This is a genomic window from Rhodopirellula sp. SH410 (assembly GCF_055811895.1).
In genome coordinates this window covers 2,972,129-2,987,291 of sequence record NZ_CM147949.1, presented here as the reverse complement: position 1 = coordinate 2,987,291, position 15,163 = coordinate 2,972,129, and the positions used below count along the sequence as shown (strand labels likewise).

At 59.0% G+C, this 15,163-nt stretch carries 10 protein-coding genes; 3 read left to right on the top strand and 7 right to left on the bottom strand.

What is annotated here, in order from left to right:
• Positions 1-65 precede the first annotated feature (65 nt).
• The 4 genes from aceE to SH410x_RS10910 form a co-directional block, all read right to left on the bottom strand.
• The gene (aceE, locus tag SH410x_RS10925; RefSeq protein ID WP_473676536.1) at positions 66-2,810 is read right to left on the bottom strand and encodes a pyruvate dehydrogenase (acetyl-transferring), homodimeric type; all 2,745 of its coding nucleotides are present in this window, start codon (positions 2,808-2,810) and stop codon (positions 66-68) included.
• A gap of 360 nt (positions 2,811-3,170) precedes the next feature.
• A complete protein-coding gene (locus tag SH410x_RS10920; RefSeq protein ID WP_473676535.1) occupies positions 3,171-4,877 on the bottom strand; it encodes a serine hydrolase in 1,707 nt (568 codons plus the stop codon).
• A gap of 116 nt (positions 4,878-4,993) precedes the next feature.
• Positions 4,994-6,310: a coproporphyrinogen-III oxidase family protein gene (locus tag SH410x_RS10915; RefSeq protein ID WP_473676534.1), complete on the bottom strand. Its 1,317-nt coding sequence runs from the start codon at positions 6,308-6,310 to the stop codon at positions 4,994-4,996.
• Positions 6,311-6,578: 268 nt separating this feature from the next.
• A complete protein-coding gene (locus SH410x_RS10910) occupies positions 6,579-7,859 on the bottom strand; it encodes an outer membrane protein assembly factor BamB family protein (RefSeq protein WP_473676533.1) in 1,281 nt (426 codons plus the stop codon).
• 196 nt (positions 7,860-8,055) lie between these two features.
• Between SH410x_RS10910 and aroE the strand changes: the two genes are divergently transcribed.
• The 3 genes from aroE to thiS all read left to right on the top strand — a co-directional run bounded on the left by aroE (position 8,056) and on the right by thiS (position 10,893).
• Positions 8,056-9,546 (top strand): shikimate dehydrogenase, encoded by a 1,491-nt coding sequence (gene aroE / locus SH410x_RS10905; RefSeq protein ID WP_473676532.1) that lies wholly within the window; start codon positions 8,056-8,058, stop codon positions 9,544-9,546.
• A 145-nt stretch (positions 9,547-9,691) separates the two neighbouring features.
• The gene (locus SH410x_RS10900) at positions 9,692-10,693 is read left to right on the top strand and encodes a sugar phosphate isomerase/epimerase family protein (protein ID WP_473676531.1); all 1,002 of its coding nucleotides are present in this window, start codon (positions 9,692-9,694) and stop codon (positions 10,691-10,693) included.
• Positions 10,690-10,893 (top strand): sulfur carrier protein ThiS, encoded by a 204-nt coding sequence (gene thiS, locus SH410x_RS10895; protein WP_473676530.1) that lies wholly within the window; start codon positions 10,690-10,692, stop codon positions 10,891-10,893. Before SH410x_RS10900 ends, thiS begins: the two co-directional genes overlap by 4 nt.
• A gap of 45 nt (positions 10,894-10,938) precedes the next feature.
• On the opposite strand, the gene SH410x_RS10890 is transcribed toward thiS, so the two are convergent.
• The 3 genes from SH410x_RS10890 to SH410x_RS10880 form a co-directional block, all read right to left on the bottom strand.
• Complete coding sequence (locus SH410x_RS10890) at positions 10,939-12,141, bottom strand: TlpA family protein disulfide reductase (protein WP_473676529.1); 1,203 nt, start codon at positions 12,139-12,141, stop codon at positions 10,939-10,941.
• Between the two features lie 243 nt (positions 12,142-12,384).
• A complete protein-coding gene (locus tag SH410x_RS10885) occupies positions 12,385-13,185 on the bottom strand; it encodes an MBL fold metallo-hydrolase (RefSeq protein ID WP_473676528.1) in 801 nt (266 codons plus the stop codon).
• A gap of 126 nt (positions 13,186-13,311) precedes the next feature.
• Positions 13,312-15,123 carry a hypothetical protein gene (locus tag SH410x_RS10880; protein WP_473676527.1) on the bottom strand — a complete coding sequence of 604 codons (1,812 nt, stop codon included), beginning with the start codon at positions 15,121-15,123 and terminating at the stop codon, positions 13,312-13,314.
• Between the last annotated feature and the right edge of the window lie 40 nt (positions 15,124-15,163).

Sequence of the window (15,163 nt, the reverse complement as noted above, 5' to 3'; positions counted from 1 at the left end):
AGGGTTCAGGAGCACACACCTGGGCTCGTTCCTGAACCCTGCACTCTGAACCCGATTTTCTTTTCTTATGCGAAGTAAGGATCAACTTTATCGGGATTGTAATCGAGATCCTTGATTGCTTGGGCGACGTCGGACATCTCGAACTCACCCGCTTTGGCCAATCGATAGAGAGTGGCAATGACGATCGACTCGGCATCGACTTCGAAGTGTCGACGCAGTGATTCGCGAGTATCGCTGCGGCCCATCCCGTCGGTTCCGAGCACGTAGTAGTCACCGGGAATCCACGGTGTCAATTGCTCTCCGAGCGCCCGCACATAATCGCTGGCGGAAATGAATGGTCCTTCGACGCCCTCGAGGGTTTCTTCGAGGTAGCTGCGGCGTGGCGTCTCGGTCGGGTGGAGTCGATTCCAACGCTCGCAGGCACCGGCATCGCGGCGAAGTTGCGTGTAGCTGGTCACGCTCCACGCATCCGAGGCGACCGAGTATTTCTCAGCGAGAATCTCTTGTGCCTTCAGCACGGAGTTCAAAATCGCACCGCTGCCGAACAGCTGCACTCGCTGCTTGCCACCATCGACATCGACGCTCTTGAATTTGTAGATACCCTTGATGATGCCTTCTTGGCAGCCTTCGGGCATGGCGGGATGCAGGTACTCTTCGTTTTCAGCCGTGATGTAGTAGATGCACTGTTCGCCGTCGACGAACATCCGCTGCAAACCTTCTTGCACGATAACGACGACTTCGTAGGCGAACGCAGGATCGTAGGCACGCACGGTGGGGAATGCGATCGCATTGAGGAGGCTGTGACCATCTTGGTGCTGCAGCCCTTCTCCATTGAGCGTCGTTCGCCCGGCGGTGCCACCGACGAGGAATCCCTTGGCTCGCATGTCGGCAGCGGCCCAGATCGAATCACCAATCCGCTGGAACCCAAACATGCTGTAATAGATAAAGAACGGGATCATGCTGACGCCGTGACAGCTATAGGCGGTCCCGGCGGCATTGAAGCTGCTCATCGAGCCGCACTCGGTAATGCCCTCTTCGAGAATCTGACCGTCCTGGGCTTCCTTGTAGTACGACAGCTGGTCCGAGTCGGCTGGCTCATAGTTCTGGCCGGCGTGGGCATAAATGCCGAACTGGCGGAACATGCCTTCCATTCCAAACGTGCGTGACTCATCAGGCACGATTGGCACGACGTTCTTACCAATCTTTTTGTCGCGGCACATCGCGATCAATGTTTGCACGGCTGCGAAGGTCGTGCTGATGCTCTTGTTTTCAAGCTTGCTGATGAGCTTGGCGAAGTCGTCCATCGAGGGGACTTCCATCGTCGGGTGCGTCGTCGGGCGACTCGGCAGATACCCACCTAACTCCTGGCGACGGGCCTGGAGATATTTCATCTCGGCACCGCCGGCTGGTGGCTTGTAGAACGGGGCGTTGCCGACTTCCTCGTCGCTGATCGGAATGCCAAATCGGGTGCGGAACTCGAGCAGTTCAGCCTCGTTCATTTTCTTTTGATTGTGGGCAACATTCCGTCCCTCACCCGCTTCGCCGAGGCCGTAGCCCTTGACTGTTTTCGCCAAAATGACGGTCGGTTTGCCGTTATTGAGCTCGGTCGCTTGCTTGTAGGCTGCGTACACCTTTTCTGGATCGTGCCCACCGCGACGGATCTTCTCGAGTTTCTCGTCGGAGAGATGCTTGACCAACTCGAGCAGTTCGGGGTATTTGCCAAAGAAGTGTTCGCGGATGTAGCTGCCCGGCATCGACGTGTATTTCTGGTACTGGCCGTCAACGACTTCGTTCATGCGTTTGGCGAGCAGTCCGGTCGTGTCCCGAGCGAGTAACTCATCCCACTCACCGCCCCAAATGACTTTGATGACGTTCCAACCGGCACCGTGGAAGATCGATTCGAGTTCTTGAATGATCTTGCTATTGCCGCGAACCGGACCATCGAGACGTTGCAGATTGCAGTTAATGACGAAGATCAGGTTGTCGAGTTTTTCTCGCGAGGCCAAACCGATGGCGCCGAGTGTTTCGGGCTCGTCGCACTCACCATCGCCGAGGAACGCCCATACTTTTTGCCCCTTCGTATCTTTCAAGCCTCGGTCATTGAGGTACTCGTTGAAGCGGGCTTGGTAAATCGCCATGATCGGGCCGAGTCCCATCGAGACGGTGGGGTATTCCCAGAAGTCAGGCATCAGCCACGGGTGTGGGTAGCTGCTGAGGCCACCGTCCTGTTCGAGTTCGCGACGGAAGTTCTCGAGTTTCGATTCATCCAACCGGCCCTCGACGAAGGCCCGTGAGTACATTCCCGGCGAAGCATGGCCTTGGAAATAGACAGAGTCGCCTGAGTAACCGTCCTCACCGCGACCCTTGAAGAAATGATTGAAGGCAACCTCGTACAGCGTTGCGCTGCTGGCGAAGGTGCTGATGTGCCCGCCGACGCCGCCGCCTCGCTTCCCGGCCCGGACGACCATCGCCATCGCATTCCAGCGAATAATGGATTTGATCCGTCGTTCGAGCTCTCGATTGCCTGGATAAGCGGGCTGTTCGTTCGGGGGAATCGTGTTGACGTAGGGGGTCGAGGTATCCGCTGTCAGTGGCACACCGTGCTCGGCGGCGCGGTCACGGAGCTGATCGATGAGAAACTTGACCCGTTCGGGGCCTTGGCTATCGAGCACATATTCGAGTGAACTGAGCCATTCCTGAGTTTCGTAAGCATTGATATCGACGTCAGTGGATCGTTGCAATTCGCCGAGCTGTTGGGCGACTTCGTTTTGGGCGACTTCGACTTCGGCGACGTTTTTGGAATCGGACATCAAATACGGGAAAAACCCGGCCTCTGGGAACGTGGTCAAAAGCTGCGGTAGGTGCAAAAAATCTCGGAAGCCCCTTACTTTACTCACTCGACCCCGTTTTCAACAAGGTATGTAGTCCACCCCGCGGTGATAAACTCAGGCGATGTACGCAGACAATATGGATTGTAAATCCTTTGAGTTTTGATCCGACTGCAGCCCCTGGCGACTTGCTGCGGTCGCTCGGCGACGTTCGAGAACGCGTGATCGGCGACGGGAACGAGGCTGTCACTCAAACGCGTTTTTCAATACACGCGCAGGAACGATCGGTCAGACAGCGACGAAATCGAACCAGCGGTCACCAAACCAGCGGTCACGATGTGTTCAGCGCTGCCGGGTCCAGGTGCCCAGCCCCGTCATGTCGTAGAACTCCGAAGTCACCGCCACGGACTGCCCGCCTTCGACCTCAAAGGTGATCCCCGTCGGCCCGACCGAGTTCTCACCGGGCGGAGTGAAGAGGAAGGTGTTGCCGTCGTAGGGCGTCAACTCGAACCTCATCGCCTTGGGGCCGAGCGTCATCACCAGGGTCCCGGACGAATCATCGACCGTCATCGGGCCGTAGTAGTCGTTGTCGTACGTGCCGGCGTAGGTCGTCCATGGCGCCGGCGGCGTCGGGTCGGCAACCGCCGCGGCCCAGTCCGTCGGGGTCTCCGATTCGTAGATTTTCGCGAACACACCCCGGTACCCGCTGAGCCAATCTCGCGTGACCTCCCCGGCGACGATCAGGTCGAGCACCGTTTCCGACGTGGCCTCGGCCAGCCCGACGGGCTGGCCGTTGGTGATCGTCACCACACCGAGCCGCTGTCCCGGGATCATGGAGAAGTTCGTGCCGGTCCCCAGCAAAAACGCTCCCGAATGAGTCCAGCTGGTGTATCCGTCGTCACGGACGCTGATGCCCATGCCGAGTCCATACAGGCTCGTGTGCGCGCTCGGCGTGCTCGGTGGCCCAGTGATGCTGTGCGGTGTCTGCACGGCGAGCAGCGCCGCCGGGTCGATGATCCGTTGGCCGTCGATCTCACCGCCGCCCAGCTGCAGACGTAGCCATTGGCCGAGGTCATCCGCCGTTGACGACACGCCACCGGCGGCCGACTGCGCGACGGGGTCACGCTGGTCAGTGGTCACGATCCAGTTCCCCCCGGCGTCGCGCTGGTGCGGTACGGCGCGGTCGTCAGCGGCGAGGTAGTCGTCGAACCGCGCCGACGAGTTGCTCATCCGTGCTGGGGCGAACAGTTGCTCCTTGATCAGTTCGTCCCACCGCATCCCCGCTGCGGCTGCGGCGGCCTCTGCGGCGGCGGTCAGCCCGAAGTTGGTGTAGAGGTGCTGAGCGCGGAACGGAGAGAGTGGCTGCTGGGCGAGTCGGTCGAAAACCTGTTGGCGGTCAAAGCCGAGATCTTCGAGCCGGTCACCGGCGTGCGAGGGCAAGCCGCTGCGGTGCGTGAACAGGTCGGCGTAGGTGACGTGCTCGGTGACGTAGGCATCCGACAGCGCGAAGTCCGGCAGATGCTCGACCACCGGGTCGTCCCAGGCGATCGTGCCGTCGCCGACGACACCGGCAACCGCCGTGGCGCTCAACGCCTTGGACAACGACGCAATCTGAAAGACCGTGTCCGGCCCGACCGGATCGTCGCTGCCGAGTTCGCGCACGCCAAAGCCTGCCGCATAAACGACCTCATCCTGGAACACGATGGCGATGGCCAGACCGGGCACACCACTCTCCACGCGCATCGCTTCGACACGCTCGGGAATGATCGCGAGGGCCGCATCAACGTCCGCTCTGGTCACCGTCGGGGGCGGATCGCCGGGCGGGCCGGTGGGTGCCTGAGCCGTCGATGCCGCGTCATCGGCACCGCTGGACGATCCTGAGCAGGTTGCCACGATGAGGATGATCGCCACGCCGAGCACGGCCAGCGGCGAGGCCACTGATCGGATTCGGGCCACCGACTTGAATGCTCCCCAGCAACGAACCGGCGATGCAAAGATCAGATGACGCGGGCGATCGCTGCTCGCAGGGTCAAAGAATAACGCTCTCATGGTCAAACTCAAAACATTTCCGTGACGAGTGGCAAATTGTCAATTCGACCCGCGAACCATGAACTGAAAACGATCGTCTTGCCGGGGATCGATGCGACACCAGTCCGCTGCGTTGATCAGGTGTAACGCACGTTCTGGTGCTCGGGCTCAAAGAATGCGGACAACAGCGAATCGACTCGCAGTAACCCCTCACGCGTCAAGCGAATTTCATTGTCGTCGATGACGACCATCCCCTGCTCAACATAGCGATTCCACACCTCGGACCACTGGGCGACAATGTCCGCGTCAAATTTATCGCGGAAATAGTCACGTTCGAGGAAGCCTCGTTTGAGCAGCAAGATCATCTCGCGAATCAGCGATTGATGCGGTGTGGGGACGTAGCCACGTCCCAGCGGCAGGTTGCCTGCCTCGATCGTCTCTAGATACGCGGGCATGTGCGGCAGGTTCTGATAATGCACCCCGCCCACGTGGCCAAAACTCGCGATGCCGGTGGCGATCAGATCGGCACCTTTCCACAAATTGTCACGGTAAGAGAAATTGACTTTCCCGGTGTCTTTGACGAGCGTGTATCCGCTGCTGACTTTGTATCCAGCGGCAATCAGTTCGTCGAAGGCGAAATCGACCCAATCGCGTTTCAGTTGCCAGGGCGCGACCGGGCTCTCGGTATGGTTGCCGATCATGTCCTTGCTGTAGATCGTGTTGAAGGGCAACTCCATTTGATAGATCGTCACGCTCTCGGGTGACATCTCGATTGTGCGACGAATATTGTCTCGCCAATTCTCCCAGGTCTCGCCGACCATCCCGGCGATCAAATCGATGTTGACGTTGGGGAACTGGGCCGCTTCGATCCAATCCCAAGCCGCAAAGACCTGTTTGGAAAGGTGTGCTCGGCCGTTTTCTTCGAGCAGCGTGTCGTTAAAGTTCTCAATACCGAGGCTGATCCGTGTGACGCCGAGTTTCTCTCGCAGCGTTTTGACCTTGGTCTCGCTCAGCGTGCCCGGTTCGCATTCGAATGTGACCTCTTCGGCTCCGTCCCACGTGATGTGCTCGTGCAACCGGTCAGCGAGCTTGGTCAGCTGTTTGGGGGACAGAAAACTCGGCGTTCCGCCGCCGAAATACACAAAGCGAAAGGGTCGATCGCCCATGACAGGCAACTTGCTGACCATCGAAATCTCGTTGCACAACGCGTCCACATACCGCTGAACATCGGCTGCCTTGACATCCGTGAAGACCTTGAAGTAGCAGAATTTGCAGCGTTTGCGGCAAAACGGGATGTGCAGATAAAGCCCCAGTGGGTTGTCGTTGGCCGGCGGCGCCTGCATCGCGGCGCGAACATCGTCGAGCGCCTCTGCGTTCCACTGGCTGTACGGCGGGTAGTTGGAAATGAACACACTGCCCACTTCGGTCTTGTCGTCGCTCGAGGTGCTCGTCATGGCGGGGGATTCCAGGGTGCAGAGGTTAGGTTCGGATGGGAAGGTGTCGGTGGTGGCGAGCGGCGGGTGGCCTGCGGCACAATGAACCGGCACTCAATGGGTGAAATTATTAAAAAAAGTTAAAATGCTAATCGGAAAGTGCAAAATCGAGCATCATCTCCATCTCTCTTTTGCCTTTCCCGATTCTCATTTCAACCTTTTCAATTTCTTAAAACCGAGCGACAGACGACTGAGGAAAACCGCTCGACCGGTGCTTTGAACACACTATCTAAAGCCCGAAGCAGCGGACAACACCATCGTCATCGGCGATGATCAACCGGTCGCCCACGATCGCGGGCGCCGCCATGAATTTGCCACGTGACTCAAACGACCACTTTTCCTCGCCGTCGGCAAGGGACAATCTTAACAGCAAACCGGTGGTCGACGCGATCCAGACATCCTCGCCCGCAATCAGTGGCGAGGCATCGGCGCGGCGGCGCAACGTTTTCCGCCAAATTTGTTCGCCCGTCGCACGGTTGATCGCATCGACGTGCTTGTTTTGGCTCGAGACAATAATTCGATCGGGACCGATCGCCGCGCTGCTGCGGTATTCTTGCGGCCGGTCGGGGTCATCAAATTTCCAACGGACGTCACCCGAGTTGGGATTGAACGCGAATACGGTGCCATCCATGATCGGCAAAAACACCTCATCACCACTGACGGCGGGTGTGCTGCCGGTGGGACCGCCGAGCGGCATCGGCTCACGGGCCGCCTTCCCGGTGGCCAGGTCAATGACATGCAATTGCCCGTCACAACCGCCCAGAAATGTCTTTCCCGATGCGATCGAGGGCGAACAACGGATTTGATCGCCCGTTTCGTACTTCCAAACCAACGTCCCATCCTTCGCATCGAGACAATACAGACTTCCATCTTGGCTGGATTGTAGCACCCGAATTTCGTAAGCGTCATCACGCGGGACAGCGAAAAACGAGGGTGCTGCGCTGATTTCGCCCTCGGTGGTGTATTTCCAAACGGTCTCGCCGTTAACCGGATTGAGCGCCTCGATGTTGCCCTCAACGTCGCCTACGACGAGCAGGGCCAGACCGGCCTGGGACACCGAACCGGAATCCTTCGCATGGTCGCCGGGCGCCGCCGCGATGATCGGAATTTGAGACGTCAGGCTAGCTTTCGAGTCGATCGACTCGGGTAGCAAGAGACCGGCCGATGCCACAAAACCAGTATCAAAATCCCGTCGCCACTGCGACTGGCCCGAATCGAGATCGAGCGCCTCGACGCCACCCATGACGTCGGTGACGAATACGCTCACGCCATCACTGACCGGCGTCGTTTCGATGGCTTCGGCCGTCTGAGACTCCCACAGCACACGCAGATTTCCGGGCAGGGTGCGGTCGATCGCACCGCTGGCACCACTGTCGGCACGGGCCATCGTCCAGGTCGGCCGAGGGGCGACCGACGGTGCCTCAGCCGTGGCAACACTCGCGAGTAAACAGGACACGACCATGAACAACGCGGTCACTGGGGTCGAACGGTCCGTTTTTCCAATTTGCATGATCGATTTCAATATTCACTGTTTCAGTTTCGCTGCCTCCAGCCCGGACAGAACCTGTCCCTACGCCAGCACCCTGGAGTATTGTTCAGTTTCGCTGACCTCCTGGTCGAGACCGTCCCGACTATTATAAGCTGTCCGCCCGCCGGTTTTGTCCCGCAATGCGGTGTTTTTCTTCTGTCTTTCGAGCTTTTTGTCAATGATTTGTGTCAGCCTCGGCCGTGCGCGCCACCAACGAATGATCGCCGAACATCAGTTTCTTGTTGAACAAGGGGCTGAACTCGTTGAACTGCGTGTGGACTACATCACGCGCGCGGTCAACCTGAAGCGGCTCGTGGGCGACCGTCCCGGCCCCGTCGTGCTGACCGCTCGCCGGAAGGAAGACGGTGGTCGCTGGGAGAAATCGGAACAGGAACGCCTGATGCTGCTCCGCAGCGCCATCGCGACGGGAGTCGAGTATGTCGACATTGAAGCGGATGTGGCAGCCCAGATCCCGCGCTATGGTGCGACGAAGCGAATCATCAGCTACCACGACTTCAGCGGCACGCCCGAGGAACTGGAGGAAATTCACGCCGCCATGGCGGAAGAGGATGCCGACATCGTCAAGATCGCCACGATGGCAAACACGTTCTCCGACAATGTTCGGATGATTAAGCTGGTGGAAAATGCGAAGATTCCCACCATCGGCATTTGCATGGGCGAGATGGGCATGATCACCCGGATCCTGTCCAACCGGGTCGGATCTCCGTTCACGTACGCCACCTTCAGTGCTGACAAAAAACTCGCCCCCGGCCAAATCAATTGGAAGGAGATGAACAATGTCTACCACTACGAGTCGATCAATCCGCAAACGTCGCTGTTCGGTGTGATCGCCGATCCGGTCGCGCACAGCCACAGTCCCTTGATTCACAACTCCGCTTTCATCGATGCTGGGCTCAACGCGCGCTACCTGCCGCTGCGAGTCCCCAAGGACGATTTGCAGACGTTCATGAACAGCTGCCATAGCATTGGGATCGAAGGCATCAGCATCACGATCCCGCACAAGGAAGCGGCGTTGGATTACTGCACGCAGGCGGAAGCGAGTGCGACGGGGATTGGTGCCATCAATACGATGATTTTCAACGACGAAGAGCGTCTCGGCTACAACACCGATTACCGCGCTGCGATGGATTGCATCGAGGAAACCTTCGCGCTCGAACGCGGCAAGGAAAACTCGATGCAGGGTAAGGTCGCACTCATCCTCGGTGCCGGGGGCGTTTCCCGGGCGATCGCATGGGGGCTGCGACAGCGCAAATGCGACGTCTATGTCGCGTCCCGCACCGCAGAACGCAGTCAATTGCTCGCCCAAGAATTTGGTTGCCATTCGATCCCCTGGGATCAGCGTCATGAGATTAAAGCACACCTGCTCGTCAACGGCACTCCCGTGGGCATGCACCCCAACGTCGACGTCTCGCCCTACAACATGACGTCGATCAATGAGTACATGGTCGTTTTCGACACCGTGTACAACCCCGAGAACACCATGCTGATCAAGCACGCGAAGCAAGCGGGAGCGAGGCTGATCACCGGTGTCGACATGTTCGTTCGTCAAGCCGCGTATCAGTTCCGGTTATTCACCGGCCAGGACGCCCCCACGGATCTGATGCGGGACAAGATCAAACAGGCAACCAACCCCGTGCAGATCAACTGATCCTCGCGTCGCCGAATATCCCCCGAAGCCCGGGGGTCTATCTCCGGTCGCCACGGTGACTCAGTCGGGGTGCTACAACGGGGCGGCTGGCTCCGTTATCCTACGAGCAATCTGTCCTTCTTCACCCCACTCGTCGGAGTTTTCCATGCCTCGTCCCGTCACCCTGTTTACCGGTCAATGGGCCGATTTGCCGATTGAAGAGCTCGCGGCGATGACGTCCGATTTTGGCTTCGATGGCATCGAACTGGCTTGCTGGGGCGATCATTTCGAAGTCGATCGGGCACTCGCCGAAGATGATTACTGCGACAAAAAACACGCGTTGCTGGCCAAGAATAACCTGCAATGCCATGCCATCAGTGCCCACTTGGCTGGCCAAGCCGTGCTGGATCGGATCGACGAGCGTCACAAATCCATCCTCCCTGAACACGTTTATGGTGATGGTGACCCAGCCGGCGTCAACGCACGCGCCGCGGAAGAACTCGCCAACGCCGCTCGCGCGGCACAAAAATTTGGTGTCGACGTCGTCAATGGATTCACCGGCAGCAGTATCTGGCACCTGCTCTATTCGTTTCCACCGGTCCCTGAGAAAATGCTCGATGCCGGTTTTGACTTGCTCGCCGAGCGATTCAATCCGATTCTCGATGTGTTCGGCCAGTGCGGCGTTCGCTTCGCACTGGAGGTTCATCCAACGGAGATCGCGTTCGATATCTACACCGCTCAGCGGGCCCTCGAAGCCCTCGACCATCGCCCCGAGTTCGGCTTCAACTTCGATCCCAGCCATTTGATTTGGCAGGGGATCGATCCGGTCGAATTTATCCGTGCGTTCCCCGATCGCATCTTTCACGTGCACATTAAAGACGCAATCGTGACGCTCGACGGCAAGTCGGGAATCAACTGCAGCCACCTGAACTTCGGCGACCCTCGTCGGGGTTGGGATTTCCGCAGTCCCGGCCGGGGCGGCGTGAACTTCGAAGAGATCATCCGGGCGCTCAACGTGATCGGCTACGACGGCCCTCTATCGATCGAATGGGAGGACTCTGGGATGGAACGCACCTTCGGTGCACGCGAGGCCTGTGCGTTCACGAAGAAGCTCGACTTCTCGCCCTCCAACGTGGCCTTCGATGCCGCCTTTGACGAAGCCTCATGATCACCATTACGGTCAACGGAACCACCACGCAAGTCGATCGCCCGATGACGATCGACGAGTTGATTCAGCACGTCGACGTCCCCAAAAATTACTTGGCCGTCGAAGTCAATGAGGACGTCGTACCGCGTGAACAGCATGGTGAACACGTGATCGCCGACGGCGACCGCGTCGAAGTCGTGACGCTGGTCGGCGGCGGCTGAAGACGACGCGGGTCGGCGGCGTTTGAAGACGACGATCGCGGTGTTCTATTCCGCTTCGGCTTCCAGGCTGGTGTCGGCTTCCTCGTCGTTCGATTCAGGGGGTGGGCCGAGCAATTCTTCGAGCGATTTGTCGAGCTGTTGGCCACGGGCGGACAGCGACACGACCGTTCCTTGGGGATCGACAAGGATCGCCGTCGGGATGCCTGAGACGCCGTAATAACGCGCCATGGGGTGGTCCCAGCCGGCGCCGGTCTCTTCATCCCCGACTATATTGACCCAGCTGATGTCCTCTTTATCGAGGTAGCTCTGCATCGCTTCGGGATCGGTATCCATATTGATCCCAACAATCGCGAACTGGTCACCATAGGCGGCGAGATTGCGTTTCATGTTAGGAATTTCACCACGACAGGGGCCGCACCACGAGGCCCAGAAATCGACTAAGACGACGCGTCCACGGTATTTCGACCAATCGAATTTTTCACCGCTACCGGTCACTCCGGTGAGCGTCATGGAGTTGCCGAGCAATTCCAGGCGGCGAGCGGTGCCGCGGGCACGAGCAGCGAGATCCTGCATTTGCTCGCCTTCCGATTCGTCGATCTGGTCAGCGAGCCGAGTGAGCAGGCTCACGGCCATCTCCGTTTGATCGCCAGCGTTGAGGCGACTGGCCAGTAGCGACGCCAGCCCATACAGCTGAGGACTCATGCTGCCTTCGTCGGCCATTTTTAACAGCTGATTGACGAGCTTCTGTTGTTCGGTCGCGTCCTTTGTCTGAGCGTCGCGGATCTCTGATTGAAGATTCTCCATCAACGCAAAATTGCGGATTGCGGGGCGATCGTCTGCGGCCAGCGATGCCAGCAACGCGTCGCGTTCCTCGGCATCCTCTTCGTCTTGGTTGGCAAGAAACTGCAGAGCGGGCAACTGCAGCGCGATCGCCTTGAGCTCCTCGGCCAGGGTCACGTCGTCGAGTGTGCGAATTTTCGCGGTGGCGTCCACGACGGCGCGTGCGGCGCGGCGGACAGACTTGATGTCACGACCTCGATTTCGCATCGTTTCGGACGCAAAGGCAAACAGTTCCTCCGCGTTGCCATCGGGAATCTCGATCGCGACCGCCTCAGCGGCCTCTGCGCCGTTTTCTTGTTTCGCCTCCTGCTGTGCTTTGACAGGCGAGGATTCGTCGTCTTCGGCCCGCACACCGCATGGACACAGGGCTTGCCCGACGACCAACAGGCCACAAAATACAATCGACAACGATTCGAGACGGGGATATCGGGAAGACACAGCATCCCTGGTGAATGGACGGCGCATGAGATTCTCACTAGCTTGACTCGACGGGTGGACTGGGGGGCTGCCCCACACCACAGAGCATAATGAATCCCAGCGAGTCCGTGGTGCTCCATACCGACTCACAGGGTTCATCCGACCGAAGCGTGCGTCGTCCACCGCAACTCATTGTGTCGGCGAGACTCGATCGACCAAGGGATGTCGCGGTCCTTAACCTGGCAATTCCAGCCCATCGGGGAGGATGCCCTGAGCGACTTCCTCGTCCCATGCGTCCATCAGCGGCCAGTCCTCTGCGAGCGTTCCAAAGTCCGCCATATGCAGGTAGCCTTCAACGCGAGCGATGACTTTGTCGAGCATCGCGTTGTCTTTGGCGAAGATTGGGCCGTGGCTCGGGGCGAGCCAACGCACGTCGCTATCACGGATCCGCCTGAGCGAACGCAGGAAGGCCTTGATGTCGCTGCCGTGGTGGGCATCGATCGCGCCAATGCATCCGTCGCGGTAAACATTGTCGCCCGAGAACAGCACATCGCCTAAGCGAAATGCCAGTTGGCTATCGGTATGGCCGGGCGTGTGCCAGACCTCGAGCTCGAGCTTGCCCACGCGAATGACGTCGCCATCATTGACCACATGATCAATCTGCACCGGCGGCATCTCCAGCCGCAAGTTCTGGGCTTCGATCAAAGCCAGCGTTTTCAGCGTGTCGCCGCTCTGCAGGGGCTCGACCGCGTTGGGATGCGAGGTCACTGTGGTCTTCAGCGCCTGTTTCGCCTTCGCCAGTCCCTGGATATGGTCCACGTCGGCGTGGGTGGCGATCAGCGTTTGGCAGCGAGAGAGTGGGAAATCCAAATCACGGATGATCTGGATGTAATCATCCACTGTTTCTTCGTACCCGATGTCGATCAATACCCATTCGTCTTGGTCGTAGATCAGGTACAGATTGCAACCGAGTACTTCACCGGCCTGGAAGTTCAGTTCAATGACACCAGGGAAAATGGGTTTGCGAGATATCATGAAGAGAAAGCGATCAGGGCTGCGGAAACGGAGTCGAATCAGCAGTGTAGAGCGTTTTTGGCTTTCTTCGTACCCGTCGTGGGGCGGTGAACACGCTCCGGGGAGCGTGTTCACCTTAGCCTCCCGTTACCACATGTATTCCGCACCGACGGTGAAGCCCTGAAGAACCACATTGCTGAAGCTGCTCGGTGGTGCGGCCGTCACGACACCGCCGCTCCCGAGGGTTCCCAGCGACGAGCGAACGTAGTCAGCCGGCGGTACCGTGTTGACAATATTGTCGACGGCCAACATGTGATACGCCGTTCGGAACGACCACGAGTGCGAGAGTCGGTAGACGAGTTTCGTCTCAAATTCACCCATCACACTGCCGCGTCGATCGCGGTCGCTGATGCTGGCCGACCCGGCAGTCCCCCCGGGTCCGATCGAGTTGGCGAAGACGTTGGTCGTTCGTTCCCAGTCGTTTTGTCCCCAGCCACCCTTCATGCCGAAGCCGAGCTGCACGCCGGGCACCATGTTCCACCACACGTCGTATCCAATCTGGCCGACGAAGAGGTTGTTCTTGGTCCCGGTCACGGAGTCATAATATCCCACGGGGGCGACGGAGCCGACGGCCGGATCAGGCATCCCCACGGTGCTATATCCGAAGTCGTTGTCCAGGCGGAGATACCGTGCTCCGACCAACCATGAGCCTTGGAACCGGCAGCCTGGTCCCACCGCCCGGCGGCGATAGTTGACTTCCCCGCTATGGAATCGCGATTGGGTATACGCCTGCTGACTCACCGAGCGGTCCGTATCGTCGAACCCGCCTACCGGAAGCGTTCCGTAATCTGAGATGTACGAGTACAAATCGGGATTATTGGGGTCCGTTGCATACGCTTGTCCGCTGTTGTTCCACTCTTGCCCGCCCATATACGTGCCTTCTAAGTTCCCACCGACTCCCAGGATCACGGCTGCGGACACTCGCACGCCGGCTTCCAAATCACTTGCTTTAACGTCATTGAGGCTCAATGCGGTCGGACCGCCAACGCCCCGCGATGTCAGTGCCATGTTGCCCTGTGAAAAGTTATTCCCCAGGAACAGCCCCTCGACTGAAAGGTCGTACCATCGCTGGGCACACTTGCCCGCCTCGCTGAAGGGACGCAGAGCGTTCACGCAGCCGATTGCTCCGCCGCCGATGGTCCCCAACAGAACTCCCATGTCGCCCTGCATGCACTTGCCGCTGCACCAGTCGCCGAGCATCCCCCCGCGGCCAAGACAACCGCTTTGGTACAGTTGTGAACTGCAAACCCCGCAGCCCTGGCCATTGCACAGATTGCAGTGTCCCATCATCGCGGGCAGAATCCCCTGAAATCCGCCCGGGCCAGCACAGCCGCAGGCACTATCGCTGCAGTAACCAGCACCGCCGGCTCCCTCCACATACGAGTCACAAGCGTAGCCATAGCCAGCCGGGGCGTAGCCCATCGGTCCGCCTTGGTAGCTGACGGGCATGACCTGTCCATAGGGGTTCTGCATCGCAGATTGGTACGCGGCCGGGCCGATTGGCCCCGACAACCCGGTCGACACGGGCATGCCCCCCGGCATCCCCGGAATCGGTCCGGATGGGAACGACGACGGAATTTTCTGAGACAATGGTGTGTTGCCCATCATGGGGCCCATCATCGCTCCGCCCATCATGGGGCCGCTGATCGCCGGTTGACTGGCGTAGTTGATTCCGCCTGCGGCACTGACCTTAGCGGCGGTGGACCAGTCTCCCGGATGCACCCCCGGAGGCAGTCGAAAGCCACTAGCGGCATAATCGATATCATCCTCTGGCGAGGGTGGAGCCGCAGATACCATCACGGGCGACAGGATGACGAGCATCCCGGCGGCGACCATGGACCGCCACGCGGCCACCGAGAATTTTTTCGATATCGAGGCGAGTTGTGAGTGAGTGTTCATCCCTGATTCCTGAAACAATGCTTGCCTGAGTACGCCCCGC